Raw genomic sequence first — 26,073 nt, forward strand, 5'->3', positions numbered from 1 at the left:
AGCCGTGATCGATATCAGCCCGTCCGTGATGCAGGCCCTCCTCGCGCTGATCGTCGCCGGACCGCTGCTGGGCGCCGCTGCCGCGCTGCTGCCGCCCCCGCCCGGGCTCAAGGGCAGGTCACCCGAGCAGGCGGTACTGCGGCACGGCGTCACCGTCACCGGTGCCGTGCTCGCCGCGGCCGTCGTCCTCGCGCTCGGCTTCGACCGCGACCACCCCTCGACGATGCAGGCCACCACGGACGTGAGCTGGATCCCGGCGCTGGACGTGCGCGTCCACCTCGGCGTCGACGGCATCTCGCTCCCCCTTCTGCTGCTCACCGCGCTGCTGACCTTCCTGTGCGCCCTGCACGGCTACGCGAGGCCGCCACGGGGCCCGTCGGCCCCCTCTCCCCGGAGCTTCGTCGCGCTGCTGCTCCTGCTGGAGTCCGGCACGCTCGCCACCTTCGCCGTCCTCGATCTGCTGCTGTTCTTCCTGGCCTTCGAGACGGTGCTCATCCCGATGTACTTCCTCATCGCCCGGTGGGGCGGCGAGGGCAGGCAGGCGGCCGCCTCGAAGTTCATCCTCTACACGCTCCTCGGGTCCGTCGTGATGCTGCTGGGCCTGCTGCTCGTCGGGCTCAGGTCCCACACCTTCGACATGGTGGCACTCGCCACTGACAACGGCCGGGGGCTGAGCGCATCCGTGCAGGTCATCGCGGTTCTGGCGATCGGTCTCGGGCTGGCCGTGAAGTCGCCGATGTGGCCGCTGCACAGCTGGCTCCCCGACGCCCACACCGCCGCGCCCACCGTCGGCTCGGTGCTGCTCGCCGGTGTCCTGCTCAAAATGGGGACATACGGGTTCATCCGGATCGTGCTGCCCATCGCCCCCGACGGGCTGCACACCTTCGCGCCGTACCTCGCCGCCTTCGCCGTCGCCGGTATCGTCTACGGCTCGCTCGCCTGCCTGGCCCTCGCCCGAGCCGGCGCCAAGGGCGACCTGAAGCGGCTCATCGCGTACTCGTCCGTCGGCCACATGGGCTTCGTGCTGCTCGGCATCGCGACGATGACACCGACCGGACTCAACGGCGCGCTGTTCGCGAACGTCGCCCACGGACTCATTACCGGCCTGCTGTTCTTCCTGGTCGGAGCCGTGAAGGACCGCACCGGCAGCACCGACCTGGACACGTTGGCCCAGGGCGCCGGCGCCGCGCTCTACGGCAGGGCACCGCGGCTCGGCGGGCTGCTCGCGTTCGCCGCCGTCGCCTCACTCGGGCTGCCGGGCCTCGCCGGCTTCTGGGGCGAGATGCTGGCCATGTTCGGCGCCTTCCGGCCCGCCGACGGCCTCAGCCGTCCCGCCTACCTCACCTTCATGGCCCTGGCCGGGCTCGGCACCCTGCTCACCGCCGGCTACCTGCTCGTCGTGGTGCGCCGCGTCTGCATGGGCGCCGGGCGCCTGGAGGGCACCGGCGCCGGAGCGGCCGGCGGCGGACCCGCCCCGGCGCTCGCCGAACTGCCCGACGTGCGCGCGCACGAGTTCGCCGCCTGGACGCCGCTGGTCGCCCTCACCGTGCTCGCCGGGCTCTGGCCCGCGGCCCTCCTGGGCCTGACGAACCCGGCCGTGCAGCAGCTCCTCGCAGGAGGCCCCAAGTGACCGAGACCGCCGCGGGCGTCGTGCAGTCCATCGACTGGCTCGCCATCGCGCCGCCCACCGTCGCCGCGCTCGTGGCCCTGCTGGTGCTCGTCGCCGACCTCTTCACGGACGACACCCGAAAGGCCGTGCTCGGCTGGGTCTCCGTCGCGGGGCTCGCCCTGGCCGCGCTCTCCCTGCTGCCCCTGCTCGACGGCCACCGGTCCACCTTCTGCCGTACCGGCCACCCTTCTGTGTGCAGCTACACGGCCGACCACTTCACCCTCGTCGTCCAGTTCCTGGTGCTCGGCGGCGCGCTGCTGGCCGCCCTGCTGTCGGTGAGCACGCTCCGGGACGCCAAGGCCGGGCCCCCGGCGGCAGGAAACGAGCTCGAAAACGCGGGCCGGCGGGACGGCGCCATACCCGACGGCGAGTTCTGGTTCCTGCTGCTGTCCTCCGCCGCGGGCGCCGCCCTGCTGCCCGCCGCCCGGGACCTGGCCACCCTGGTGATCGCCCTTGAGGTCGCCTCCCTCCCCGCCTTCGCCCTGGTGGGCCTCAGGCGCGGCGAGCGCAGGTCGGCGGAGGCGGCCCTGAAGTTCTTCCTGTCGTCCGTCACCGCGACCGCCGTGACGCTCATGGGGGCCAGCTTCGTCTACGCGGCGACCGGCAGCCTCTACCTGACGGAGATTGCCGCCCGGCTCCCGGGCGTGGACGGCCAGCTGCACACCCTCGCCCGCACCGGCGTGGCGCTCACCCTGGTGGGCTTCGCCTTCAAGACGGCCGCCGTGCCCTTCCACTTCTGGGTGCCCGACACCTATGTGGGCGCCCCGCTGCCCATCGCCGCGTATCTCTCCGTCGTCGGCAAGGCGGTCGGCTTCTCCGGGCTCATCCTGGTGACGGTGCTGGCCTTCCCCTCCTATGCGGACGTGTGGGGTCCCGCGCTCGCCGTGCTCGCCGCGCTCACCATGACCGCCGGCAACGCGGCGGCGCTGCGCCAGCAGCCCACGCGCGCGTACAGCGCGGTCCGGCTGCTCGCCTGGTCGTCGGTCGGCCAGGCGGGCTACCTGCTCGTACCGATAGCGGCGGCCGGTCACGCCAAGGACCCCGAGCGTGCCGTCGGCTCCACCCTCGCCTACGCCCTGATGTACGCGGCGGTCAACCTGGGGGCGTTCGCCGTGGCCGCGCTGGTCGCGCGCAGCAGCCCCCTCAACCGCGTCGCCGACTACCGCGGCCTCTACGCACGGCGGCCGCTGACCGCCCTGCTGCTGGCCTTCTTCCTGCTCTGCCTCGGGGGCCTGCCACCCGGTGTGATCGGCCTCTTCGCCAAGGTCACCGTCTTCTCCTCGGCGGTCGACGCCGGCCTCGGCTGGCTCGCCGTGGTCATGGCCGTGAACGTCGTGATCGCGCTCTCCTACTACCTCCGGTGGACGGCGCTCCTCTTCCGGCCGCCCCAGGAGGAAGCCGGCACCCGGAGCGACGCCACGGCCACCGCCCCGGCCGGCCCGGCGGCCGCCGCCGTGCCGGCGCCGCTGACCGCCGCGCTCGCCCTCACCGCGGTCCTGGCGGTGGCTCTGTCCGGGGCGCCCCAGCTGGTCCTGCGGTTCTCGGCCACCGCGCTGTTCTGACGGCGGCCCGCCCCGCCGCGGGCCCCGGTGGCCGCTCCCACGGCGTCCCGGTACCCGCTCCGCCGCGACGTCCCGGTACCCGCCCGCCACATGGCCCCGGACCGCGCGGTGACGCCCCCGCGGGGCGCACCGGTGAAGGACGCGCCGGTCAGCCGCCCGCCCGCGCCCCGGGTCAGGGAACTAGAACTCCGCGCCCGGCGTTGACTCGTATCGGAGGGTCCACTGGACCGTGGCACCAGCAAGCAGAGGTTCCCTGCAGCACCACCAGGAGGGCGCACCGTGCACCGCCGGCACAACGGGCTCAAAACCGCTGTACTCCTCGGGGGACTGTCCGCCCTCATCCTCGTGATCGGCAGTTTCTTCGGGAGTACGGGCCTCGTCGTCGCGCTCCTCGTAGCGCTCGGCACCAACGCGTACGCGTACTGGAACAGCGACAAGCTGGCACTGCGCGCCATGCGCGCACGCCCCGTCAGCGAGTTCGAGGCCCCCGGCCTCTACCGCATGGTCCGCGACCTCTCCACCCAGGCCCGCCAGCCCATGCCCCGGCTCTACATCTCCCCGACCGAGGCACCGAACGCGTTCGCCACCGGCCGCAATCCCCGCAACGCCGCGGTGTGCTGCACCGACGGCATCCTCCGCATCCTGGACGAGCGCGAGCTGCGGGGCGTCATCGGGCACGAGCTGAGCCATGTCTACAACCGTGACATCCTCATCTCCTCCGTGGCCGGCGCCCTCGCCTCAGTCATCATCTTTCTGGTGAACTTCGCCTGGCTGATCCCCTTCGGCCGCTCCGAGAACGACGAAGGACCCGGCATCTTCGGCTTCCTGCTGATCATGCTGCTGGGGCCGCTCGCCGCGTCCATCATCCAGCTCGCCATCAGCCGTTCCCGGGAGTACGAGGCCGACGCCTCCGGCGCCCAGCTCACCGGTGACCCCCTAGCCCTCGCCAGCGCCCTGCGCAAGCTGGAGGCCGGCACCCGCCAGCTCCCGCTGCCTCCCGAGCCGCGCCTGGAGACGGCAAGCCACATGATGATTGCGAATCCTTTCCGTCCCGGGCAGGGCATGGCCAAGATGTTCTCCACCCATCCACCCATGGCGGAGCGCATCGCCCGGCTTGAGCAGATGGCAGGTCGCTACCAGTGAAGACGATCCTCAACATCATCTGGCTCCTCCTGAGCGGCCTCTGGCTGTTCCTGGCCTACTTCGCCGCCGGGCTGCTCCTGTGCGTCACCATCATCGGCATCCCCTTCGGCATCGCCGCCTTCCGCATCGGGATCTACGCCCTGTGGCCCTTCGGCTACACCACGGTCGAGCGCCCCGACGCAGGGGCCGCCTCCTTCATCGGCAACGCCCTCTGGCTGATCCTCGCCGGCTGGTGGATCGCTCTGGGGCACATCGCCACCGGCATCGCCCTGTGCATCACCCTCATCGGCATCCCGCTCGGCATCGCGAACTTCAAGCTGATCCCGGTCGCGCTGCTGCCCCTGGGCCGTGAAATCGTCCGTACGGACCAGCCCTTCCCGGCGAACCGCCGCTGGTAGCGGACCATGCGGCCCCCGGTGTACGCATTCGCGGCGTACGACGCCGAGGGGCCGGAGTGCGCCGAGGGCGCACCGGACGGCAGAGAGCGGGCGGCCCGCTTACCCCGCCCCCGTTACGAGGGCCCGGGGGAGCAGGCAGGCAGGCGGTAGATCCGGTTCCGGGGGCCTGTGGACGCTCTGCACGGACGCGTCGGATCTCTTCGCCGATCCGCCACCCCCCTTACGCGCGCGGTACGAACTGCTCGGCTGCACCCCCGAGGGGCCGTCACGCACGGCCGTGGAGGCGCTCAGGGCGTGCGCCGGCCGCACCGGAGCGGCACCCGCACCCGCACCCGCGCCCGCACCGGACGTCCCCTGGGCCGTCGGCCCCGAAGTCGGCTCCCCGCGCCTCACGGGCCCGCCGGGCGGGCGCCCCGGAGGCACCGCCAGAGGGGGCCGACCGGGTGGCACATCGGAAGAGAGCGGATCGGGCATCACCTCCGGAGACTGCGGATCGGGCGGCACCTCCGGAGACTGCGGATCGGGCGGCACCTCCGGAGACTGCGGATCGGGCGGCGCCTCCCGGGGAAGCCCCCCGGGGAAGAGGCCCCCAAGAGACCGTTCCGCGCCGCTCGGATCCCTCGTCCTGGAGACCCTGGACAGAGCGGGGAGAGGCGCCGGCGCATGGCATCTGACCGACGTCCGCCTTGTGGACGAGCGCCGCTGCGCACGCGACCTGTCCCTGCGGGACCTCACCATCGAGGCGTCCGTTCAGGACGGCCAGCCCGACTACCCGTTCCGCCCCCCGCTGTCCCCCGGATACCGCCTCCGCGGCCCCTTCGGGCCCAGACCGCCGTTCACCCTCGTCTGGTACGACTCAGCGATCGCCCGCACCTGTCTGGGCGTCACGCCGCAGACCGCCCGCCCACCCGCCTTCGAGGAACCGCGGGCCCTGCTGTGTGGGGAAGGGGCGGAGACCGTACTCGTGTGAGGGCGGGGCTGACGGCCCGGGGGAGGGGACGGGACGGTGGTTCCGGGTGCTCAGGTGGTCAGGTGCTCGGGTGTTCTGGGTGCTCGGGCGCTCGGGCGCTCTGGGTGCTCGGGCGCTCGGGTGCTTGAGTGCTCGGGGTCTCGGTCGCTTGGCTGCTCCGGTGCCTCGGGTGCCTCGGGTGCTCGGGTGCCTCTGGTGCACGGGCCCTTTGGCTGCTCGAGGTCTCGGTCACGCGGCTGTTCGGGTGGCTCGGGTGCTCCGGTCCTCTGGGTGGTCGGCCGTCCAGCCGCCCCGGCCCGCCGGGCCACCGCGGGGTGCTGGCGAGCCGCCGCGGAGTGTTGCCGTCCGAGCCGCGGGGTGCCCGGGGGTGCTGCGGGGTCCTGCCGTCCGAGCCGCGGGGTGCCCGGGGGTGCTGCGGGGTCCTGCCGTCCGAGCCGCGGGGTGCCCGGGGGTGCTGCGGGGTCCTGCCGTCCGAGCCGCGGGGTGCACGGGCCGCCGCGGGGCGCCGCTGAGTGCCGCTGGGACGCGGCAGGCCCCCGCGGAGGTGGGCGGGCCAACGAGACGCGCTGGAGGCCGCGTAGGCCATAGGGCCCGCACAGGGCCGGCCCCCTGCGGCGCGTACGGGCTTCCACCCCGTCAGCGGTGCCGGCCGACAACTCGCCGACCGTGGGCGGCGCAACCGGTGACATTCCGTGGGCGTCCTACCTGACGATGTCACCCGATCGCCATATGCTCGCGATCACTGGGCATACGATCACCCGGACGCACTCCGTCCGGGTGCCCCGCCCGGTCGGACCGCGGTCCGCGCCCGCCGGCGCAGAAGCCGGCCGTCGCCGGGCCGTGCCGCCGGAACAGCCCCTCGCCCGCAGCCCCCCACCACACCCGGCCGCCCCACGACCCCCCACCCTCTGGCCTCGCCTCCCCCTCCCACCCTCCCCCGCCCGCCCACGACCCCGACCCACCCCGAAACACGACCGCCGCGGCGCGGAGCGTCACGGCGTACACGTACGAAAGGCAGAACCCGGCATGGGTTACATCAGCTGGATCATCCTCGGACTGCTTGCCGGTGCCGTCGCCAAATTCCTCCTGCCGGGACGTGACCCCGGCGGCCTGGTCGGCACGACGGTCATCGGCATCATCGGCGCCTTCGTCGGCGGCTGGATCTCGTCCCACTTCCTGGACCGCCCGGTCACCAAGGACTTCTTCGACGGGGCCACATGGCTGTCGGCCATCGGCGGCTCGCTCGTCCTGCTGATCCTCTACCGCATATTCTTCGGGGACTCGCGCAGCAGGTGAGGGCGCGGCGGCTGGGGTGAGGCGGCTGGGGCCTGAAGCCGTTGGGACGTGAGGCCGCTGGGCCCGAGGCGGCTCGGGCGCGAGAGATCGGGGCGTGAGGTGGTCCGGGCGGCCTCACCCGGCCCGGACGGACGTCCGGCCCGGTGGGACGGTCCCGTACGGTCCCGTTCCAGACCTCTGCAGCCGGGCCCGAGCGAGCCGGGCCCGACTGCAGAGGTCTGACCGCAGGCGTGGTGCACACGGTGCCCGGCGCGGGGCGCCGGTCCGGATGCGGACCGCCGGGTCGGCGGTGCGGACGGACGCGGATCAGCGGTAGTTCACGAACTGCAGGGCGAAGTCGAAGTCCTGCCCCTTGAGCAGGGCGATGACGGCCTGGAGGTCGTCACGGCTCTTCGAGCTCACCCGCAACTCGTCGCCCTGGACCTGCGCCTTGACGCCCCTGGGACCCTCGTCGCGGATGATCTTCGCCACCTTCTTGGCGTTCTCCTGGGAGATGCCCTCCTCGATCGAGGCGAAGATCTTGTACTCCTTGCCGGAGAGCTGGGGCTCACCCGCGTCGAGCGTCTTGAGGGAGATCCCGCGCTTGACCAGCTTGGACTGGAACACGTCGAGGATCGCCTTCACCCGCTCCTCGGAGTTGGCCTGCATCAGGATCTTCTCGCCGGACCAGGAGATCGAGGCACCGACGTTCTTGAAGTCGTAGCGCTGCGAGATCTCCTTCGCGGCCTGGTTGAGGGCGTTGTCGACCTCCTGCCGCTCGACCTTCGAGACGATGTCGAAACTGGAGTCGGCCATGTCCTGTGGCTCCTTGTATCGGGGTGCATAGGTCACGGCCGCCCGTCGCCGGAGGCCGCACCGGCCAAGCCTAGTCACCCAGGGTGCGCCTATGGCCGATCAAGGGCACCGATCAATCCGGTGGCGAAGCACCCCCGTCGATCAGGTATCGTTTACGTCGTTGCCAGGCGGCTCCGCCTCAGGCGGGCAGCTGGCGACATCCCCGGCGGTGTGCCCGAGCGGCCAAAGGGAGCAGACTGTAAATCTGCCGGCTCAGCCTTCCTAGGTTCGAATCCTAGCGCCGCCACCAAGCCGAAAGGGCCCGTGACCAGCGGAAACGCTGGTCACGGGCCCTTTGGTGTCCCTGCCTGGCCGAGTGCTCGTTATGGCTGCTATATCCCACTCTGTCTCACCCTGATTCGGGTGGTGACCACCGTGTGTGGGGCATCAGTGGGGCAGCATTCCAGCTCCTACCTGGTGTTTTCAGTGCCGCTTCGATCCGTGCGTTCGCCGTGGCAACGGCGCCGTCGAGGCACTTGGCGTACACACGGAACAGGACGGCAACGCTGTGGCCCGCCCGCTGGGCGACCACCTGAGGCTCGACGCCTGAGCTGAGCCACGTTGACACAGCGGCATGACGTAGATCATATGGGCGCTTGGCCGGGAGGCCTGTTGGAGAGGGGTCAGTGCGCGCGCACGAGCTTCTGCCCAGACCTCCCCGTATCCGGTGTCCTGGATGAGTCCGCCGCGCTGCATTCGGAACAGCCGGCCGTCGTCCGCCACGCCATACGCGGTGATGTGCCACCGGAGCAGGGCGACTAGGTCGGGCGGGATCGGCACCATGCGCACGGCCTTGCACAGACGATGCTTGAGCCCACGCCGGTCGTGGGCCGTGCCGGTGTCCGTGGTCCAGGCCGAGCCGGACCGGGGCCGTGTCTCCCGCAGACTCAGGGTGCCCCAGCCGTGGCGCGGCAGATGGCAGTCCTGGCGCCGCAACCCGATGACCTCCGCCGGCCGCGCCGCCGCGTAGTACATGCAGCCGAAGAAGGCCACCAGGCAGCGACCGCGCGGACTCTGCGTCCGGACGGCATCGAGCAAAGCGAGCGCCGTCTTCGGGCCCGGCACGCACGCCGGGTCAAGCTCCTCCTCAATCCGTTCGGGCGCCTTCCACTGGACGCGGGGAAGGGGATTGTCTGTCAGATGCCCGGCGTCGACCGCATAGCCGAGCGCGTTGTGAAAGATGGCCCGCTTCCGGCGGATGGTCGCCGCGGATGCCGTGGTGCCGTCCAACTTCCGGGTGAGCGCGTCCAACGCTGCACGCACGTGCATGCGGTCCGCCAGTGCCGGCGTCGGCAGCGATTTCCGTTCGAACCAGGCCAGTACCTTCGCTATATCGGCCGGCGGTTCTTCGTTGCGGCGGTTGATGTTGAACGCCCAGGAATAGAGCGCGGTGCGAGGGTGCGCCATGCCCTTGGTGTCCTTCACCAAGGCAGGCGTTACGGTGGCCATGGCTTCGGCGAGTGTCCGGCGAGTCGAGCCGGGGAGTGCTCCCACTTCATCTCGATGTAGTCCCTGGCGTGTTGATACCAACTGACTTCGTTGCGTTGCCGAAGCTTTTGACGGGCAGGCCGGTGTCCTCGTCGAATGGCTCTCCCGCGTTGGCGGCTGTGAGCAATTCGGCGCGGCGGCTGTCGGCGAGTGTTCTCGTTCGGAAGGTTTGGGAATGTGGGACACTCCCGGTCCTCCAGCGCAGCTCGGCAGATGCCTGCCCACGGTGCTTGCGCTGTCGGACGGACCAGATGCGTACGTCATACGTATTTCCCATCTGGGGCCTTTCTGCGGAGGGAGGCCCGACATGTGCCGGGCCCCGGGGCGGTCAGGAGTCGGGGGCGGAGAGGTTGCTGAGCCACGCGTCCAAGTCGGCACGACGCACGCGCAGATGCCCGTTCGGGAGCTTGATCAGGCGCGGAGCCTGGCCGCGGGCACGCATGCGGTAGAAGGCAGCTCGACTCATGCCCAGTTCTGCCAGCACCTCGGGGAGCTTGATCATCTGAGGGTGGGATGCGGCTGCGGTCGCCCGCGTGCTCGTTCCACGGGACCGAATGACCGTGGTGACACTGTGACGGCTGTGACTGGTCATTGCTGCCCCCCGTTCTCGCAGGCGGCCGTGTAGCCGCCGTCCTTCCGGATAAGCTGGACGTCGTTGGCCATGCGGGCGCAGGTTTGGCGGACCAGGTCCGGGGTCAGGCCGGTGTCCTGGGCAATCTGCTTGGGCTTTGCGCCGGGGTGGGCGCGGACGTAGCGGAGGATCGCGGCGCGGGTGTCGCTGAGGGTGTGGTCGGCGGCGGGGCCTTCGAGGAGGTGCCAGGCGCCGGCCTCGGCGAAGAAGCGCAGGGCGTACTCGGCCTCGTCCACGTCGCGGCCGGTGACGTGCAGGACTCCGTCGGCCTGGCCGCGGGCGCGCTTGAGGACGAGAGCGGCGTCCGCGGCACCCGCCAGGCCGTTGGTGCCGGAGACCTCGGTGAGGAAGTCGTCGGAGCCGGCCTTGCGGATGTGGTGAACGAGGACCATGGCGATGCCGTAGTGGTTCCGCCATGCGCTTCGCGTGGCCCACGGCCGCATAGTCAGCGTCGTAGGCGGAGGCGCCCGGGGCGGACGGACCGCGCATCTTCGCGAAGACGTCGATGACGACCATGCGGGCGTCCGGGTTGCGGTCGATCCACTGGGCGATGGCCTCGTTCCCGCCCTGCGGGAGCGGTGGGCACGAGGTCGCCAGGGTCAGCCCGCAGGGCGCGCGGCCGTCGACTCCGAGGATCTTGTGCATGCGGGTCTGGAGACGGCGCGGGGTGTCCTCCAGGGCCAGGTACAGAACCGGGCCGCCGTCGACCGGGACGCTGTCCATGGCGCGCGTGCCGGCCGCCACGGAGAGGGCCAGGCCGAGGGAGAGCCAGGACTTGCCGACCTTCGATGGTCCGGCGAGGAGGTTGACGCCCTCGGAGATGATGCTGGGCACGGCCCACTTCGGCTCGGGGAACTCCGTGGCCATCAGCTCGTCCGCCGTCCACGCGGTGCGGATCCGCTGTTGGGCGGGCTGGAGAGGGCGGGGTTCCGGGGCGAAGGTGCCGGCGGCACGGAGTAACAGGTGAGGCGAGTCGTAGGGGTTGGTCGTCACGCCGCACTCCCCGGGACCTCGTCCGCCGCAGGGTCGAAGAGGGTGTAGGCGTAGACCCTCGTGGCGTTGATCTGCACGGTGAAGTGGAACTGCAGGCGGGTCGGATCGGTACGGAATCGGACGCTCTCGGGCGCCACGTCGAGGGCAATCCGCCATGCCTCCAGCTCGCTCGGTCCTGCGAGTTGCACGGCGACCTCATCGGGAGCGATCGAGCTGATGACCGTGTAGGCGGCGGGCAGGGCCGGGTGCTCCTCCGCCGGGGCGAGGACGGTGCGGAGGGCCGCGGACTGGTCGGCCGTGGTGGTTGGTCTCTGCCGTGATGTTGATGCTGCGGTCCTCCGTTCGATGCTGCGGGGCTTGCTAATCCTGGCGCCGCCACCAGCCCAAAAGGGCCCGTGACCAGATCAAACGCTGCTCACGGGCCCGGGATGCTCCCGTTCGGCCTCGGGCTGGGGCGGAACTTGTTCCGGCGGGGTCAGCTGGTCTTGAGGAGGAGCCCACCGCTGTCGTATACCTGGCCGGTGACGGCGTTCACGCGGTACATGTCAACCGTTGCCGCCTCCTGCGAATCATCGCTCTTTCCGTTGCTGGGCCACGTCACGTTCACAAGCCAATTCGGCTGCCAATTACCGTCTTGCTCGACCGCTTTTACAGTGACTGCTTTGGTGTGAAATTCTGCGCCAGTGTTTCCATTGGCTCGAAGTTGTGCAGCTACCGCCTTGTTTACTGCCTTTTCGGCCTGACCGGCGTCAAGCTTGGCTTTGGGAAGCTTTGCCCGGGTCGGGCCTAGGGTGACGTCAATCTGAGATACGTGCCCGGCCTTGTCTACCTGGACATCCAACATCCTGGGCATCAGGACGTTGTTGTGAGTCCATCTCCAGTTCGTGATCCAGCCAAGTTCGGCCTTTTCGCCCACGGGGAACGTTTCTATCATGGTCGCGCCCACCGCCCACGGATACTTTCGCTTGGCGTACGACTTCGTGATTCGAGAGGCCGCTACATTGGTAGACGGGGCTTTCGCGCCTTCCACCGGGTATCCCATGACGGTAGGCCGGTCGCTGTTTTCCAGTTGTATGTTCAGATGCTTCTTGTCCGGCCAGGAAAGGGTGCCGGTGCCGAAGTCGGAGTGTTCCCCTTCACGGCTGTGCAGGTTGAAGATGATGTTGGTGCATGAGGAGTCCCCACACGGCTGCTCGTACAGCTGCCCGATCTTGTAACGGTCGCCGAATGCCTCTTTTACGGCGGCATCAACAGCCTGCTTCTGCTCGGCGTCTGCGTTGGCGAGGCTGCTGCCGTCAACGTTCGTGAAGTCGAGCATCGGGCGCGCGACTCCCGATCCCAGGAGGAGCAATGCCGCAAATGCAATCAACGTCCCCTTTATGCCCGTCTGCCACGCGAGCGAGTGGCGGATTGTGAGGACAAGCGCAACGATGGCGAGCCCTATCAAACCTCCGATAATGTTCATCTCGGCGTCTGAGCTATCGCATACGCGCCCTAGGCCATTGACGGTGGCCTGAGTGAATTCGATGGCCAGAGGCAGCGCGATGACGCTTAATAGGACGGGTAGCGGGCGACGGATGGCCAAGAGGGCGCATGCGCCGACGGGGACCATCATGGCAAGGTTCCACAACCCTTGCGTGGTGTGGAAGGGCTCGGCGAACTCATGGTTAAGGACGCATACGCCGCTGGCCGAGCCGCCGCCCATAAACGTGACACCGAGGACGCCGGTGAGAGTAAAGGCGAGTCCGGACCACCATGCGCCGTGAGGGTTCCTCCGTTTATGGGCGAGCGTCCACGCGGCGACGCCGCAAATGAGGCCGGTCAATGTGCACACGGCCAGATAGCCGATGTGGTGCTGGAAGATCGCGGAAAACACGGCGCGGTTCCTTGCGTGGTCAGATCGAGGCGAGCGCGACTGGGGGCAAGGCCCCGCCCTGGCGGGCGGGGCCTGTGGGCTCTGGTTTTAGCAGTGCGAGGCAGGCGTCTGGTACGTGCCGCTGCTGTAGCTAAGCAGGCCGGTTATGCTCGAGCAGTAGGCACTGGCCCCCAGCGACCACGTAGCGCTCTTCGTCTGGCCCGAACTGATGGAGACGGCGCTGGCGTAGTGGCTGGTCCCCGAGCGCGAGTAACCAAGCTTGGCGGAGATGGAAGATCCGCCTGACTTGTAGTACGAGGTGCCCACGACGCCGCTCGAACTCTGGTGGACGGCCAGGATGCCGTTGGACAGCGAGGTGCACCGTTCCATGGGCTCGTTGGTGGAGGTGTAGCCAGAGCTGTCACAGTAGGTGATGGCCGAGGCGGTCGGCGCCGCCGAGGCGAGCGGCGTGCTGAACATGACAAATCCTGCTGCGATAGCAAGGGCGGTTAGAGTGGCGTTGGTTCTGCGGCGCGTGAAATCCCCTTAGGTGTGATGCGCATGTCAACCTCTCCGCTGCGCGGAGGGGTGGTGCTAGGTGAAGGTGTTGTGATCATCCGATCACGCGCTAGTCGGCTAGTGAAGATCCATTCCAGCCAGCTGAGGACCCGACCCGGCAGTCGGTCCGGAACATGTCGACAGCTTTGAGTGCGGTCTTCCATCACGGCCCCTTCATAGAGGTTGCACGTGGCCTCACAGAGCACGGATCCGACACCGCCCTGAACTGCCGCTTCCGCAGGAACCCACGACCTTCCCCAGCTCCCGTCCCGTCCGCCGTCGCCCCACACGTCTGTGGAGCGGGCGTAATTCATGGCGTCCAGGTGGACCGCGCCACTGTAGGAACGACCTGGACGCCATGGGCGTGTCTGCTCGGCTCTGCCTGGGTCGATGGTGGACGGGACGGGAGCCCATCACGCTCGCCACGATGTGCCCGCGGCCGGGAACGGCGCCCTCCTCCCGCCCGGTTCCGGCCGATCCCCGCCGGAGGCGTCGTCTCCTGTGGGCCGCAGAGGTCGGGTGCCCGACTCATGCGGCCGGGCCTATCCATATGTGGGCGGGCGTCGGCGCGGCCGGGGCTTGCTGACGTAGGGAGCCTTGTTACTTGGTTCCTGGCGGGCTCACCTCACGAGGGTGAGGCTGTGTCGTCTCGCTCGTTCTTAGGTTCTTGATTGTTTGAAGCGCGGGCGGCGGGTTCGACCGTTGATGGGCATGGCCGGGTGCGCTGCTCCCAGGGCGTAGATGGAACCACGGCTCATGGCGCAGCCCCACCGCGGGGCACCTGTGGGGCAGGCGTCAACCGGATGCGGCGGTGCCCAGGTCGGAACGGGTCCCTGTCGCGGCCTGTAAATCTGCCGGCTCAGCCTTCCTAGGTTCGAATCCTAGCGCCGCCACACGGAGGGAAACCCCCTCTGACCTGTGAAAGCAGCAGGTCAGAGGGGTTTCTTCGTTCCTGGACAGCTCCCCGTGGGGCTGGGCGAGGGGGTGACCTGTGTTCCAGATGCTCACCGCGTGACCCCTGTGCGCGCACGCCTGCGAGGAGCGCGCGGACCTGCCGAGGGTTCGCGACGCTCCCCGGATCCACCTCCTGAGCTGTTCTCGGAGCGGTCCACTTCACGGTGGTGAGTGGCTTCACCGGTTCGATGAAGTACTGCTCTTCCACGACAAATCCCAGGATGTCGCTCAGGCATGCTCGTTTGCGCTTCGCCGTCCGAGCCGCGGCGGACTTGCCGTCGAGCCGCAAGGACAGCGCGTCCAGAGCCGCACGCACCGTGGAAGCGTCTTCAAGAGCGGATACGGCCAACGAGTTTCCGAACGGCTGCGGACGGGCCCGGCTACGCCGCGGTGCGGTTCGCCGACTCGGGAAGCTTCCGCTCCACGTTCACCACCGCCACCACGGCGATCAGTATGTTTCCGGCGACCAGCAGGCCGATGTACACGGCCGGCTGGTGCAGACCGAGGAGCAGGCCGGCCAGCACCGGGCCCAGCACGGTCGCCGTCTGGTTCGCGGTCCGGCTGAGCGCGTTGTACCGGCCGCGCAGGTCGTCCGGTGCGAGGTCGTTGACGATCGCCGGCAAGGTCGGCTGGATGAACGTCTCGCCGAGCGCGAACACCGCCATGAAGGTGATGAGCAGGGCGACCGCCGACCACGAGCTGTGCCCGATCCCCGAGCCGCCCAACAACAGCCACGCCGCCGCCCAGATCACGCCCGCGGCAGCAAGGACGCGCGTCCGTCTGCGCCGCTCGATCCGCCCCACGACGAAGGTCTGCAGGAGCACGATCACGGCGGTGTTCGCGGCGAACGCGAAGCCCAGCGTGCTGGCCGGGGCACCGCTGACCGAGTCGGCGAAGGCAGGCAGCCCGCTGGTGAGCTGTCCGTAGCCGATGATCACCGCGCCGAACTCCAGCAGCGTCAGGGCGAGCACCGCGGGTCTGCGCAGCACGGCCAGGTAGCCCGGCCCGGGTCCGGAGCTGCCGGCGGCAGGCTCAGCCGGAGCCGCTCGTGGTCCGCCGACCTGCCGGAGCGGCAGGGCGAGAACGGCCAGTGTGGGCAGGAAGGCCGCCGCATCCACCAGGAAGATCGTCTGGAACGTCCAGGGGTGGCTGGTGCTCACGAACAGCCCGCCGACCGCGCCACCGAGCCCGATCCCGAGGTTGAACAGCAGGAAGTACGCGGCGAAGTACCGCGGGCGGAGTCCCGAAGGGACGATCGTCGAGATCAGGCTCTGCCCAGCCGGCTGCACCACGCCCAGCCCCGCGCCGGTCAGCACCAGGCCGACCACCGCCCCCGGCAGGTTCCGCACCAGGGCCAGCGAGACATCGCCCAGTATGAACATGGCCAGCGCCACCATGAGTACCCGCCGCGCGCCCAGCCGGTCGATCAACGTTCCGGACGGCAGGACGGCGAACACCCCGGACAGTGCCTGCACGGCGATCAGCGCCCCGGCGGCACCGACCCCGATCTTCAGCACGTCGTGCAGGTAGACGAAGGTGAACGGCAACACCAGCCCACTGCCGAAACTGTCCAGCACGATGACCGACAGCAGCAGCTGGCCCTCCCGGGGCAACCGGTGCCACAACAGGCGTGTCGTCAGAGCGGCTGCCGAATCGTCGGAAATCGCACTCACTCCGAGTGCTCCAGGCGTTGTTCCGACGCCGCCGCCAGCCGGGCGAGGTTGGCGTCCACCTTCTTGAACGCCTCGACGTACTCGCCGATCACGGCCTTGTCCTCCGGCCAGTTGTTGAAGGTGGGCAACGAAAGCGCGTCCTTCGCGACGGCCGCCGCGACGGGCTGTTCGGCCGGGTCGTTGCACACGGAGGTGAGCGACGGGAACAACGGGTGCCGCGTCTGGCGGTAGAGCGGCTGGGTGGAGAGTTGCGGACCGGACGGCACCCCTACTTCGACGTTCTCGGCGCGCAGTGCGCGGATGACGAGATCGCGGGTGACGCCGTCCGGCAACGGCCGCAGGCGAGGCTTGTACCCGTACCACGCGCCCATGGTGGCCTCGGGGCGGATGGCCACCGGCTCGAGGAAGGACACCTCCCGGAGGCCGGCGCTGAGGTACTTCAGGCAGGCGTGCCGCTGTTGCGAACGCTCCGGGAAGGCCGCCAGCGAGTTCCGGGCCACGATCGCGTTGAACGGCGACATGCGCAGTTTGAGACCGAAACCGGTGACCCAGTACTGGCGCAGCTGCGGGTCGATGACCTGATCGCGGGACCGGTCCCGGTAGTGCCCCAGCAGCACCGCGCGGTCGTGCACCTGCTCGTCCGAGGTGACCATGATCCCGCCCTCACCGGCGAACACGGCCTTGTTCGCCTGCAGGGAGAAGACCGCGGCGTCGCCGAACGTGCCGACCGGCCGCCCCCGCCACGTGCTGCCGTGCGCGTGCGAGCAGTCCTCCAGCAACCGGAATCCGTGCTGGTCGCGCAGTTCGAGCAGCGCGTCCATATCGCACGGGTGGCCCCACTGGTGGACCGCGGTCACCACCCGCGTCCGCTCGGTGATCCGCTCGGCGACGCTCGCCGGATCGATGCACCGCGTCTCGCCGTCGATGTCGGCCACCCGGACCGAAGCACCGAGACCGAACGCGGGGCTCAGCGCTGCGTGGTAGGTAAGGTCGGGGCCGACCACCTCGGCTGACGGCTCCACACCCAGGGCGAAGTAGGCGGCGAGCAGCGCGCTGGTACCGGAGTTGAACGTGACGGCGTACGAGGCCCCACCGCCGAGGAAGGCGAGGAACTCCCGCTCCAGCTCTCCGGTCGGGCCGTCGTTGCCGCGGATGGAGATGTCCGTGCGCCGCTGCTCGGCGAGCTGCGCCAGTTCGTCCTCGCTCGGCTGGGGCGGCCACACCTCGTGCGGTCGCGGCGCCGAGACGGCCGGCGTTCCGCCGAACAGGGCCAGCGCTGAGAGCTCCATGGTCAAAGATCCTCCGTCATCGTTGTCGGGAACCGAAGAACGGCGTCGCCAGCTCGTGCAGGTTCGAATTCGCGGACAACACCCCGTCGCCGTACCACAGAGTTCCGCCGTCCAGCGCCGTGCACCGGCCGCCGGCCGCCCGGACGACTGCGGCCGGCGCCATGATGTCCCACGGGCTGACCACCGGCTCCGCCGCGATGTCCAGCACGCCTTCCGCGACGAGGCAGTGCGACCAGAAATCGCCGAACGCCCGGTCGTGGTAGACCTTCGAAGCCAGTTCGAGGTATCCGGGCCCGGAGTCGAACCGGCCCCAGGTCGACAGCTCCGTCGTGGACATGTACGCGTCGTCGAGCTCGGCCACCTCGGACACACACAGCTCACGTGTCCGGCCCATGCAGTCGACGTGCGCACCGATACCCGGTACGCCCCACCATCGTCGGCCGAGAGCGGGCGCGCTCACGACGCCGAGTACGGGCTCACCGTCCACCGCCAGACTGATCAGCGTGGCCCAGACCGGTACCCCCCGCAGGAAGTTCTTGGTCCCGTCGATCGGATCGAGGACCCAGACTCGTCCGTCCACGCTGCTCCGCCCACCGCGCTCCTCGCCCAGCACGGCGTCCTGCGGCCGCCGCTCGGCCAGGATCGTCCTCAGCAGCTCTTCGGCGGCGAGGTCGGCGTTGGTCACCGGGGTGCGATCGGGTTTCTGCCGTACGACGAGGTCGTCCCGCTCGAAGTGATCCATGGTGACCGCATCCACCCGGTCAGCCAGGTACAGGGCCAATTCCATGTCCGAGTTCATCAGTCTCACTCCGCCTGGTTCTGCGCTTCGCGACCTTCCCATTCCGTTCGCAAGATCCCCATCACGACGTCGTCGTGCCGCCGCCCGCCGTGAAAAACGCGCTCGCGCAACCGCCCCTCCTCCACGAATCCCAGCGACGAGTACAAACCGATGGCTCGCGTGTTGAACGAGAAGACGTGCACCTCCACCCGATGCAGGTCCAACCGGGAAAACGCCACGGTCAGCAACTCGGTCATGGCCGGGCGGCCCAGCCCCTGCCCCTGGTGCTCTGGACCGAGCATGATCGCGAGTTCACCGGTGCGGCTGGGCGACCGGAAGCCGAAGACGGCGACGTAGCCGGCCAACGACCCGCCCGCATCCACCGCCAGGGCGAAGGAATCGGCCGCCGGATCGTTGCTCCCCCAGTTCCGGAAGATGTCCTTCATGACCTCCGGCGGCCGGGGAACCGGCCAATCCGACTGCAGGTCCCGGACATCGTCGTGCAGCCACCAGTCCGCCAGGACAGCCAGATCATCCTCGTGGAAGGCGCGGAGCCGGACCTCGCGTTCCACCCGATCACTCGTCACGACAGTGCGCTCCGCGGAACACCGAACGAACGGCCCGCGAATAGGACCCGGCCGCCGGCCACGACGTACAGCCGCAGGCGTTTGGTGTGCTGATTTGCCGGAGAGTTCATGCGAAAACTTCCTTCGACGGTGACGGTCTCGCCCGGCCGAGCGTACAGTTCGGCGTCCGCCAGCCTGACTTCCAGGCCATCCAGCACACCGTGGGTGAACGCGCCACCGATGACCCCGTCGATCGCCTTCGCGCTGTCGTTGCTCAACTCCACGGAGAACGGAACGTCCGTCTCGGACAGCAATTCTGTCTTGCAGTCGACAAAGAAATTCACGCCCGGATCATCGACGTCCTGATTGGCCCCGCACACCGGGCACGAGTCGAGGAACCTGAGCATGTCCGGGTCGTGGAGCGTCCGGCACTCGTACCGCAGCACCACCTCACCGCAGTACGGACAGGGGCCCGGCGCGATCCGCGCCACGGTCTGCACGGTGTCGCGGTAACCCTCGACGAAGTGGAACTCGCTCCGCCTGGTCATCTTCAGCAGCCGGTTCAGCACCAGCGAGTCGCTCTCGCGCAGGTCACCGAGGATCGACTGCCGCCGCTTGTCGAAGGAGGCGAACAGCCCGAGATCCAGGCGCGCCTTGGCTTCGAGCCTGACCAACGTCGGCAGCGACTGCGCGGCGCCATGCAGCGCTCCTCTGTGCCCGTCCGCATAGACACCGAGGAAGCGCAGCCGGTCCACGGCCCTGATCGAATCCGCGAGGTACCTGGTCGTCGCCGAGTGCTGGGCTTCCCGGAACACGATCGACACGTCGTTGCGGGCCCGGTGCCCGGGATCCAGCGGCAGGAGCAGCACGCCTTCACCGACCGGAAGCCGGCCCCGGAACCAGAACAGCGACTCCCCCACGTCTCCGGACACGACATCGGGCACGAGTCTGTGCTCCCGCCCGGCATCGAGCTCCACGAAGCCGGCCGGCGCGGCGCCGGCCGGCACCCGGAGGTGCACGTCCCGGCCGTCGTTCCACCCGTTTACCCGCGGCCAGTCCCGGCTCGCCCGCGGAGCGGTCAGCCGGAGTTCCGGATCACCCCAGAGAACCACGCTCGGCGAATCGATCCCGGTCTGGCGCATGTGATCGTTCACCGCTCGCGCGCATTCGCCCATCGTCGCGCCGCTGTCGACCAAGGCGTGGAACAACAGGTTCTCGCCGAGCGTGCTCTCCTTCAATAACGGGCTTGCGAAAAGCGCGGCGGCCCAGCCGTCGAGGAACGCCTGTCCGACCGAGAACTCGTTGAGCCCACCGAACAGGGACACCGATCCCTTGGCGGACAAGCAGGTGTTCAACAGCACCGCGCGCGCCTGGACGTCCTGCGGGCGCAGCAGCTCGTCGCCGTCGAACGCACACGTGCCGTCCGCGACGCAGGCGGGTGCCGTAGCGGTCACGCCGAGGTGCGCGATGGCCGGTTCCCGGGCCGGTTCCGGCGCCGGCCCGCGCTTACCGCAGAACTTCTGCTGCGGACCGGCAATCACGTAGTCCTCGTTGCCGTGCGCGCACACGCTCAGCGCACGGAGCGGCTCGCGCAACCGCGCCACCGGGGCCGGCACACCGTCCGGGTACACGGTGAGCGACGTCGACGCGATGGCCTCGCCGCCGGCGACCAGCGGCGCGATGCAGATGTCCGTGCCGCCGGTGACCTGCGAGTATATGAGCGTTTTGACGACCAGGAAGCTCAGTTCCTCCGTGCTCCGCGTGGCCATCACTCCGACGGCCGTGCGTGGACACCGTTCCATCAGCCGGAAGACCCGTTCGAGTGAGACGTCCGCCTCGTGCCCCATCAGGATGACGGACTCCGCCGACCGAACGTCCTCGTCGACCAGGTCCCCGGCGCGTGCCCAGGATGCCTGCTTGCAGCGCGCGAAATAGCGGGACACATCCTCGTACTCACCGCCGGAGCAGTCGACGACCCATGCCTTCTCGCGGGGCGGCGCCGCCCCGTTGACCGCGGCTGCCTGATCGGCGTGCACCGCCGGGTCCGCGAACTCGGCCAGCATCCGTTGCAGGGTCCTGGACGGAGCGCCCAGCAGGGCGAGTCCGCTGACCTGCCGAAGATCGCGTGCTTCCGCCACCGTCCGGATCTTCATGTCTGGGCATCCTCGTTCGTGGAAGACAGGTACAGGGCCATCAGCACCGCCGACGGGATGTGATCGCCGTAACCGAGCCGCAGATTGTCGGCCAGCCGGACGTCGGTGTTGTCCACCCACGCACCCTCGGCGAACTTTCTTTCCTCGAGTCGAAGCTCCTCGTCGCCGATATCCAGCCGCACCCAGAAAAGACACTCGTGCGCCGTGTCGTCCTGCAGCCGAATCCACCGGCAGGAGAACCAGTTGATGTCGAGTTCGGTCGCGATCCCCGTCTCTTCCCGAATCTCCCGCACCAGCGCCTCCGTTGCGGTCTCACCCGGCTCGACCTTGCCGCCGACGATGTCCCACCCGTCGGGGAAGACCGGCCTGCTCGAACTGCGCCGCTGAACGTAGGCGCGGCCGTTCGCGTTCACCAGCACCGCGCCGACCAATTGGCTCCGGCCGTCAACCGCGGTCATCGAGTGGCTCATAGTTTTGCCTCGCCAATCAAGGCTTCGTTGTCGTTCAGGGTGCGCCACCGATGGTGCGTCGACTCGTGGTAGATGAGCTCGCACAGCCGGACGTTGGCGACGTGTCTTCTCAAATGAGACCGCCAGTCGTCCGGCCGGCCCATCAGTTTCAGGGCCTCCGAGAGCACGCCTTCACCGATGGCCAGCTTGTCGGCGGTGAACCGGGTGACCTCCTGGTTCGCCGAGCCGTGCCGGGTGACGGTGACGACGGCGTTCCGCGGATCGATCCGCACCATCCCACCCTTGCAGTGCACCTCGAAGCTCTCGTGCTTGCGATCGGAGTGCCGGAGGACGTGCAGGTTGCCGGTGCAGTCGCCCTCGGTCAGGGTGAGCCGGACACTGGCGATGTCCTCCAGTGTCTCGTCCTGGCTCGACGTGTAGACGTAGTGCATGTCGCCGGTCGCCTCAAACGCGTCACCGAACCACGTGGTGAGCACATCGAGCGCGTGGTAGCCCATGTCGAGCAGAACTCCGCCGACCGCGAACTCGCGCTGCGCCCGCCAGCCGGAGGTTGATGACGGGATATTCGCGTGGTACTCGTAGCAGAACCACACCGGCTCACCCAGCGCCGCCAGGCTCCGCCGGGCGAAGAGGAAGTCGGAACGGAATGCCCGCTGGGTGAGCGTGATGACCGGGGTGCCGGTCCGCTCGGCAGTCCTCATCAGCACTCTTGCCTCGAGCTCGTTCATCGCGAGCGGCTTCTCTTTGAGAACCGGTATGCGGCCCTCCAGGAGCTTCTTGGCGATGTCCACGTGCAGGTGGTGGGGTACGGCCACGAAACAGGCATCCATCGCGCAGCCGCGCAGGAGTTCCTCGGTGGAGGCGAACACCGGGAACCCGTACTCGGCGGCAACGTTGTCGGCGTCGGCCGAGCTGTCGACGCCGCCGCACACCGCGATGCCGTCCATCCGGCGTAACGTGGCCAGATGCTCTTGTCCCTGCTTCCCGGCAAAACCGATCATGCCGACGTTGATGGTCATGCATCCCCCTCACGACGTCGGCGTCATCACTTTTCCAGCCACCAATCCCCTATCGCGAGGCCGTCGAGGCCGGTCGAGTAGAAGGTCCTGATGGCGTCCCGTGGAGTCAGCACGATCGGCTCGGAATCGTCGTTGAAGCTGGTGTTCAGCACGACCCCCACGCCGTTCGCCGCCTCCATGTGGTTGATCAGCTCGACGTACCGCGGATGCGTTTCGGGGACGACGATCTGCGCCCGCGTGGTTCCGTCCACGTGGTTCACCGCGGGAAGTCTGTCCCGCTGCTCCGCGGCAAGGGTGGCCGCCGTGAGCATGAACGGCGAGCCTCGGCCCTCCAGCAGGTGCGCGGCGGTTTCGGCGGTCATGCTCGGCGCAAGCGGGCGCCACATCTCGCGCCCCTTGATCCGGTTGACCGTCTCGAGCATCTCCTTCCTGGTGGGGTCGGCCACGATCGACCGGTGCCCCAGGGCGCGCGGGCCGAGCTCCGCCCTTCCCTGGAACCAGCCGACCACCTTCCCAGAGCCGATCGCCTCAGCGGTGCGCTCGGCGATCGCCGGCACGTGCCGTGCGCTCAGCCCGGCGGTCTCGATGGCGAGCTTGATCTCCTCGGAGGAGAACTCCGGGCCGAAGTAGGCATGCCCGATCGGTCCGCGGACCGTCTCGCCGGCCGACTTGGCGGCCCAGAGCGCCGCACCCGCGGCCGTACCGCCATCGCCCGACGCCGGGAACGCGTAGAAGTCGCTGACGCACGGCAGTTGGCTGAGCTGCCCGTTCGCCGAGCAGTTGAGTCCGCACCCGCCGCCGACCACGAGGTTGCCCGAGCCGGTCCGGCGCACCGCCAGCTCGGCCAGGTGCCGCAGCGTCGCCTGGAGCTCCGACTGGGCGCTGGCCGCTATGTCGGCGTACTGCATGATCTCCGGGCCGCGGATCCGCGCGCGGGCGCGCGGATGGTCGAACACCAGCTCACGCTCTGGTTTGACGGAGAGCCTGCTCGCGAGCCAGTCCATCCAGCCGTGCACGACGTCTGACGAGCGGCGGTCGTACGGCCCGGTCGGCCTCGGCAGGCCGACCTCGTACCCGTCGGCGGTCATGGTGAGCGGGAACCGCACGGTCGGCCTGCCGTAGGCGGCAAGCCCCATGGTCTTGCCTTCGCTGCCGAAGCGGAACCCGATGAACCTGGTGACGGCTTCGTACATGTGCCCCAGGGAGTCTTCGATGCCCATCCGGCCGAGTTCGCGCAGCTCGCCGTTGGTGAGGTGGTAGAGCGTCGTGGACGCCTGCTCGCCCTGTCCGTCGACGACGAGAACCGCCGCCTCGTCGAACCCGGACCCGATGCAGGCCGCATAGGCGTGCGCCACGTGGTGGGCGACCGGCTGCAGCGGCGGCAGCTTCTGGCCCTCGAAGAACTCGTGGCCCATCAGCTGCGCGGTGTACCCGGCGATGTAGTCGGACTCCGGCGCCAGCCCACCATCCCAGCCGGTGGCGATGAGGTCGACGTCGCCAAGCCGGACCCCGGCCTCGCTGAGGCAGTAAGCGACGGCGTTAATGGGCATTTCACCCTCGGCCTGCTTCTTGCGCAGGAACCGCTCTTCTTCCGCTGACGCGACGAGCTTTCCATCGACGACGATGGCGGCTGCGGGGTCATGGCTTAATCCTCCACTGACGCCAAGGACGATCATAGTTCTCCCCTGTCGTTCGCCATTAAGGTACGCGGTTTGCGGGATAACGCCCGTACGCTCGTATTGCTTGCGGCCCCCCTTCCCAACTGAACGCACTCTCGTACGCGGCCTCTTCGCCGGACGGCCCTGGATGCGGCCCACAACCAGATGAAAGTCCTCAACAGTTACCGCGGAGCAGCAGCCGGTGCCCGGGGGCGCCCCGTGGACCGGGGAATTGGCTGTTCTGGCGCTTTGACCGAACGTACAATGATCCGCTGCGTGCGTCTAGTACTCCAGTTGTAATTCGCTATTCCTGCTGGTCAGGGGTTTCTGTTTCTGTCGGCGAGCTGACGTGCTGTCGGGTTGGGGGAAGTTCGCGACCGGCAGTGCGGCGCTTGTAGTGGCAGTGATCCTTTGCAACTTGCTTCATGAGTAGATCATTGGGCCGACAGATGGGTGAAGCCCCTGGTGGACGGGGTTCATGACCAAGATCATCCGGTACTGCCAGAGGCTTCGTGTGCTTGTCTGCCCGTGCGGTCCGGAGGCGTCCACTCGGTCCCTGTCCTTCCTCGCCGCTTCGACGAAGGCGTACGTCCTGCTCGACGGGACGCTCCTGCCGATCGACCGGTCCGGGGTGGGTTCCGCGGCCGATGGAGAAGCTTTCCGCAGGTCAGCAGGGTGTGAACCGATCCCAGGCCAAGGTCCGTGCGCTCGTCGAACAAGCCACGGCCACCCTCGAGAACTGGCGGCTCCTCCGCAAACTCCGCTGCTCGACCACCCGCGTCACGGGCCTTGTCCAGGCTTGTCCAGGCTTGTCCAGGCCGTCCTCACCCTGCATCACGCCGGCTCAGGTTGGCCCCCTGCGCTGGGTCGGGTCTGGTTCCTCTATCTCTATCTCGCGGTAGCGTGACTGAGGGATTCCAAGGGCCTAGTCGTAACCCGAACGGCTACCTGAGAGCGATGCGTTACCCGGATTCTGGGCTCTTGTGAATTGACCAGGACTGGCAGTACTTGCGGACAGGTCTCAGCTGCGCTTCGCAACTTGCGGAGTCCGTGCTCCAGCTTGAAGAGCATCCATCTCTGCCGTATGTCAAGGGGGCCAAGAGTTCCTCGTGCTGCTGCCAAGTGAACTCTATGGGCCATCCGCATTCTGTAGGTACACGCGTAAACACCTCGTGGCCTCTGCGGGTTGTTTGCGACGCTCACCGGGGTCTTCCGTTTTGAGCGGTGCATCCGCGTGTCCTTTTGTGTAGAAGTGCTTTTCTCAGGCCCCGAACGGCGACCCATTGAGTTACCGAGAGTAATAGATGTGTGTCGCGCGTGATGTGTTATTTCCAGCCGTGCAGCCGTGCAGCCGTGCAGCCGTGCAGCCGTGCAGCCGTGCAGCCGTGCAGCAGTGGGGGCGGGTATTCGCTGCGAGGGCTCGGAGGGACGCCCTCCGACAGAGGCGCTGATGTAGCGCAGAAAATGATCCGGGTCGGCGACCAACGCGTTGTTTGCGCAGAACTTCCTACGTCTCTCGGACCGCGGCGCAGCGCTGTGGGCCGCGGGGCCGTGAGCTGTGGGTGTCAGCCGGTGGTGCGGAGGTCTGCGGTGACGCGGAAGCGCTGGAGGACCACCGGGGTGGTGTCGTCCACGGTGAACTCGGGGTCCTCCAGCGCCGTACGCATCTGCTCGCTGTGCCAGAAGCGTTCGTGGTTCGCGCGCCACTCGGCGACGCTGGTGTCGCCCTCTCCCTCGTCCAGGGCGTGGGCGAGATCCACCTGCGCCAGCGGGACGATGCGCACGGCGGTCACCTCGATGACGGCGACGGGGCGGTCGTCCGAGTCGGTGACCACCGCCCGGTCGCCCACCTCCGGCAGCGGCTCTCCCCCGTGCTCGTAGTCGGCGACGACGCCCGTCGTGGACGTCTTGGAGCCGTCCAGGATCGCCGAGACGAGCCGGTCGCGCAGCGGGCCGGGGAACGCGAACTCGGCTCTGGGCAGCGCCGCGAGGTCCGCGGCCGAAGGGAGAGCCACGTCTGCGCTCACGGGGAGGCCTCCGTCTGCGCGCAAGGGGAGGCCTTCCTCTGCGCCCGAAGGGAGACCTGCGTCCGCGCCCGGAGGCGGACCCGCTTCCG

General features: G+C 68.8%; 21 protein-coding genes, 1 tRNA gene and 4 pseudogenes. 8 read left to right on the forward strand and 18 right to left on the reverse strand.

Annotated features, from left to right (window positions below; translation table 11 throughout):
- Nucleotides 1-4: 4 nt before the first annotated feature.
- From ACSMXW_RS21420 to ACSMXW_RS21445, 6 genes are all read left to right on the forward strand, one after another.
- Complete coding sequence (locus ACSMXW_RS21420; RefSeq protein WP_485798419.1) at nucleotides 5-1,630, forward strand: complex I subunit 4 family protein; 1,626 nt, start codon at nucleotides 5-7, stop codon at nucleotides 1,628-1,630.
- Nucleotides 1,627-3,231 carry an NADH-quinone oxidoreductase subunit N gene (locus ACSMXW_RS21425; RefSeq protein WP_485798421.1) on the forward strand — a complete coding sequence of 535 codons (1,605 nt, stop codon included), beginning with the start codon at nucleotides 1,627-1,629 and terminating at the stop codon, nucleotides 3,229-3,231. The genes ACSMXW_RS21420 and ACSMXW_RS21425 overlap by 4 nt, the downstream gene beginning before the upstream one ends.
- 279 nt (nucleotides 3,232-3,510) lie before the next feature.
- On the forward strand, nucleotides 3,511-4,374 hold the full coding sequence (gene htpX, locus ACSMXW_RS21430; protein ID WP_485798423.1) for a zinc metalloprotease HtpX: 864 nt from the start codon (nucleotides 3,511-3,513) through the stop codon (nucleotides 4,372-4,374).
- On the forward strand, nucleotides 4,371-4,772 hold the full coding sequence (locus ACSMXW_RS21435) for a YccF domain-containing protein (RefSeq protein WP_485798425.1): 402 nt from the start codon (nucleotides 4,371-4,373) through the stop codon (nucleotides 4,770-4,772). The genes htpX and ACSMXW_RS21435 overlap by 4 nt, the downstream gene beginning before the upstream one ends.
- 688 nt (nucleotides 4,773-5,460) lie before the next feature.
- Nucleotides 5,461-5,742, forward strand: a complete 282-nt coding sequence (locus ACSMXW_RS21440) for a hypothetical protein (protein WP_485798426.1) — start codon at nucleotides 5,461-5,463, stop codon at nucleotides 5,740-5,742.
- Nucleotides 5,743-6,768: 1,026 nt separating this feature from the next.
- Nucleotides 6,769-7,038 carry a GlsB/YeaQ/YmgE family stress response membrane protein gene (locus ACSMXW_RS21445; protein WP_485798427.1) on the forward strand — a complete coding sequence of 90 codons (270 nt, stop codon included), beginning with the start codon at nucleotides 6,769-6,771 and terminating at the stop codon, nucleotides 7,036-7,038.
- Nucleotides 7,039-7,344: 306 nt separating this feature from the next.
- On the opposite strand, the gene ACSMXW_RS21450 is transcribed toward ACSMXW_RS21445, so the two are convergent.
- Entirely contained in the window at nucleotides 7,345-7,833 is a 489-nt protein-coding gene (locus ACSMXW_RS21450; protein ID WP_485798429.1) for a YajQ family cyclic di-GMP-binding protein, read from the reverse strand.
- 204 nt (nucleotides 7,834-8,037) lie between these two features.
- Here ACSMXW_RS21450 and ACSMXW_RS21455 point away from each other — a divergent pair.
- Nucleotides 8,038-8,122: transfer RNA gene (locus ACSMXW_RS21455), tRNA-Tyr, on the forward strand.
- A 99-nt stretch (nucleotides 8,123-8,221) separates the two neighbouring features.
- Here the strand turns inward: ACSMXW_RS21455 and ACSMXW_RS21460 are convergent.
- The 16 genes and pseudogenes from ACSMXW_RS21460 to ACSMXW_RS21535 all read right to left on the reverse strand — a co-directional run bounded on the left by ACSMXW_RS21460 (nucleotide 8,222) and on the right by ACSMXW_RS21535 (nucleotide 23,975).
- A pseudogene (locus tag ACSMXW_RS21460) lies at nucleotides 8,222-9,637 on the reverse strand (tyrosine-type recombinase/integrase).
- A 51-nt stretch (nucleotides 9,638-9,688) separates the two neighbouring features.
- Nucleotides 9,689-9,862, reverse strand: a complete 174-nt coding sequence (locus ACSMXW_RS21465; RefSeq protein WP_485808205.1) for a helix-turn-helix transcriptional regulator — start codon at nucleotides 9,860-9,862, stop codon at nucleotides 9,689-9,691.
- A gap of 86 nt (nucleotides 9,863-9,948) precedes the next feature.
- Nucleotides 9,949-10,383: a hypothetical protein gene (locus ACSMXW_RS21470; RefSeq protein ID WP_485808580.1), complete on the reverse strand. Its 435-nt coding sequence runs from the start codon at nucleotides 10,381-10,383 to the stop codon at nucleotides 9,949-9,951.
- Between the two features lie 76 nt (nucleotides 10,384-10,459).
- Nucleotides 10,460-10,858: pseudogene (locus tag ACSMXW_RS21475) on the reverse strand (AAA family ATPase); the annotation flags it as partial.
- 122 nt (nucleotides 10,859-10,980) lie between these two features.
- Nucleotides 10,981-11,172 (reverse strand): hypothetical protein, encoded by a 192-nt coding sequence (locus ACSMXW_RS21480; RefSeq protein WP_485798431.1) that lies wholly within the window; start codon nucleotides 11,170-11,172, stop codon nucleotides 10,981-10,983.
- A gap of 287 nt (nucleotides 11,173-11,459) precedes the next feature.
- The gene (locus tag ACSMXW_RS21485; protein WP_485798432.1) at nucleotides 11,460-12,860 is read right to left on the reverse strand and encodes a VanZ family protein; all 1,401 of its coding nucleotides are present in this window, start codon (nucleotides 12,858-12,860) and stop codon (nucleotides 11,460-11,462) included.
- Between the two features lie 87 nt (nucleotides 12,861-12,947).
- The gene (locus tag ACSMXW_RS21490; RefSeq protein WP_485798434.1) at nucleotides 12,948-13,319 is read right to left on the reverse strand and encodes a hypothetical protein; all 372 of its coding nucleotides are present in this window, start codon (nucleotides 13,317-13,319) and stop codon (nucleotides 12,948-12,950) included.
- A gap of 1,072 nt (nucleotides 13,320-14,391) precedes the next feature.
- A pseudogene (locus tag ACSMXW_RS21495) lies at nucleotides 14,392-14,706 on the reverse strand (site-specific integrase); the annotation flags it as partial.
- 25 nt (nucleotides 14,707-14,731) lie between these two features.
- Complete coding sequence (locus tag ACSMXW_RS21500) at nucleotides 14,732-16,024, reverse strand: MFS transporter (RefSeq protein ID WP_485798435.1); 1,293 nt, start codon at nucleotides 16,022-16,024, stop codon at nucleotides 14,732-14,734.
- On the reverse strand, nucleotides 16,021-17,313 hold the full coding sequence (locus tag ACSMXW_RS21505) for a DegT/DnrJ/EryC1/StrS aminotransferase family protein (protein WP_485798438.1): 1,293 nt from the start codon (nucleotides 17,311-17,313) through the stop codon (nucleotides 16,021-16,023). The genes ACSMXW_RS21500 and ACSMXW_RS21505 overlap by 4 nt, the downstream gene beginning before the upstream one ends.
- A gap of 16 nt (nucleotides 17,314-17,329) precedes the next feature.
- The gene (locus tag ACSMXW_RS21510) at nucleotides 17,330-18,100 is read right to left on the reverse strand and encodes an inositol monophosphatase family protein (RefSeq protein WP_485798439.1); all 771 of its coding nucleotides are present in this window, start codon (nucleotides 18,098-18,100) and stop codon (nucleotides 17,330-17,332) included.
- A 17-nt stretch (nucleotides 18,101-18,117) separates the two neighbouring features.
- On the reverse strand, nucleotides 18,118-18,663 hold the full coding sequence (locus ACSMXW_RS21515) for a GNAT family N-acetyltransferase (RefSeq protein WP_485798441.1): 546 nt from the start codon (nucleotides 18,661-18,663) through the stop codon (nucleotides 18,118-18,120).
- Nucleotides 18,664-18,674: 11 nt separating this feature from the next.
- On the reverse strand, nucleotides 18,675-20,810 hold the full coding sequence (locus ACSMXW_RS21520; RefSeq protein ID WP_485798443.1) for a hypothetical protein: 2,136 nt from the start codon (nucleotides 20,808-20,810) through the stop codon (nucleotides 18,675-18,677).
- On the reverse strand, nucleotides 20,807-21,268 hold the full coding sequence (locus ACSMXW_RS21525; protein WP_485798445.1) for an NUDIX hydrolase: 462 nt from the start codon (nucleotides 21,266-21,268) through the stop codon (nucleotides 20,807-20,809). The genes ACSMXW_RS21520 and ACSMXW_RS21525 overlap by 4 nt, the downstream gene beginning before the upstream one ends.
- A gap of 8 nt (nucleotides 21,269-21,276) precedes the next feature.
- Nucleotides 21,277-22,299, reverse strand: coding sequence for a Gfo/Idh/MocA family protein (locus ACSMXW_RS21530; protein ID WP_485798446.1), 1,023 nt, complete (start codon nucleotides 22,297-22,299; stop codon nucleotides 21,277-21,279).
- 26 nt (nucleotides 22,300-22,325) lie between these two features.
- The gene (locus ACSMXW_RS21535; RefSeq protein WP_485798448.1) at nucleotides 22,326-23,975 is read right to left on the reverse strand and encodes a carbamoyltransferase family protein; all 1,650 of its coding nucleotides are present in this window, start codon (nucleotides 23,973-23,975) and stop codon (nucleotides 22,326-22,328) included.
- Between the two features lie 606 nt (nucleotides 23,976-24,581).
- Between ACSMXW_RS21535 and ACSMXW_RS21540 the strand changes: the two are divergent.
- Nucleotides 24,582-24,784, forward strand: a pseudogene (locus tag ACSMXW_RS21540) (IS5/IS1182 family transposase); the annotation flags it as partial.
- A 738-nt stretch (nucleotides 24,785-25,522) separates the two neighbouring features.
- Here the strand turns inward: ACSMXW_RS21540 and ACSMXW_RS21545 are convergent.
- Nucleotides 25,523-25,984 carry an ASCH domain-containing protein gene (locus ACSMXW_RS21545; protein WP_485798449.1) on the reverse strand — a complete coding sequence of 154 codons (462 nt, stop codon included), beginning with the start codon at nucleotides 25,982-25,984 and terminating at the stop codon, nucleotides 25,523-25,525.
- Between the last annotated feature and the right edge of the window lie 89 nt (nucleotides 25,985-26,073).

The organism is Streptomyces sp. DSM 116793, from assembly GCF_057320905.1.

Bases quoted from the DNA above. Each gene is read 5' to 3' on its own strand.
- ACSMXW_RS21445 (WP_485798427.1), top strand. From the start codon at position 6,769: ATGGGTTACATCAGCTGGATCATCCTCGGACTGCTTGCCGGTGCCGTC.
- ACSMXW_RS21450 (WP_485798429.1), bottom strand. From the start codon at position 7,833: ATGGCCGACTCCAGTTTCGACATCGTCTCGAAGGTCGAGCGGCAGGAG.
- ACSMXW_RS21465 (WP_485808205.1), bottom strand. From the start codon at position 9,862: ATGATCAAGCTCCCCGAGGTGCTGGCAGAACTGGGCATGAGTCGAGCT.
- ACSMXW_RS21470 (WP_485808580.1), bottom strand. From the start codon at position 10,383: ATGGTCCTCGTTCACCACATCCGCAAGGCCGGCTCCGACGACTTCCTC.
- ACSMXW_RS21490 (WP_485798434.1), bottom strand. From the start codon at position 13,319: ATGTTCAGCACGCCGCTCGCCTCGGCGGCGCCGACCGCCTCGGCCATC.
- ACSMXW_RS21505 (WP_485798438.1), bottom strand. From the start codon at position 17,313: ATGGAGCTCTCAGCGCTGGCCCTGTTCGGCGGAACGCCGGCCGTCTCG.
- ACSMXW_RS21510 (WP_485798439.1), bottom strand. From the start codon at position 18,100: ATGGAATTGGCCCTGTACCTGGCTGACCGGGTGGATGCGGTCACCATG.
- ACSMXW_RS21520 (WP_485798443.1), bottom strand. From the start codon at position 20,810: ATGAAGATCCGGACGGTGGCGGAAGCACGCGATCTTCGGCAGGTCAGC.
- ACSMXW_RS21525 (WP_485798445.1), bottom strand. From the start codon at position 21,268: ATGACCGCGGTTGACGGCCGGAGCCAATTGGTCGGCGCGGTGCTGGTG.
- ACSMXW_RS21530 (WP_485798446.1), bottom strand. From the start codon at position 22,299: ATGACCATCAACGTCGGCATGATCGGTTTTGCCGGGAAGCAGGGACAA.
- ACSMXW_RS21535 (WP_485798448.1), bottom strand. From the start codon at position 23,975: ATGATCGTCCTTGGCGTCAGTGGAGGATTAAGCCATGACCCCGCAGCC.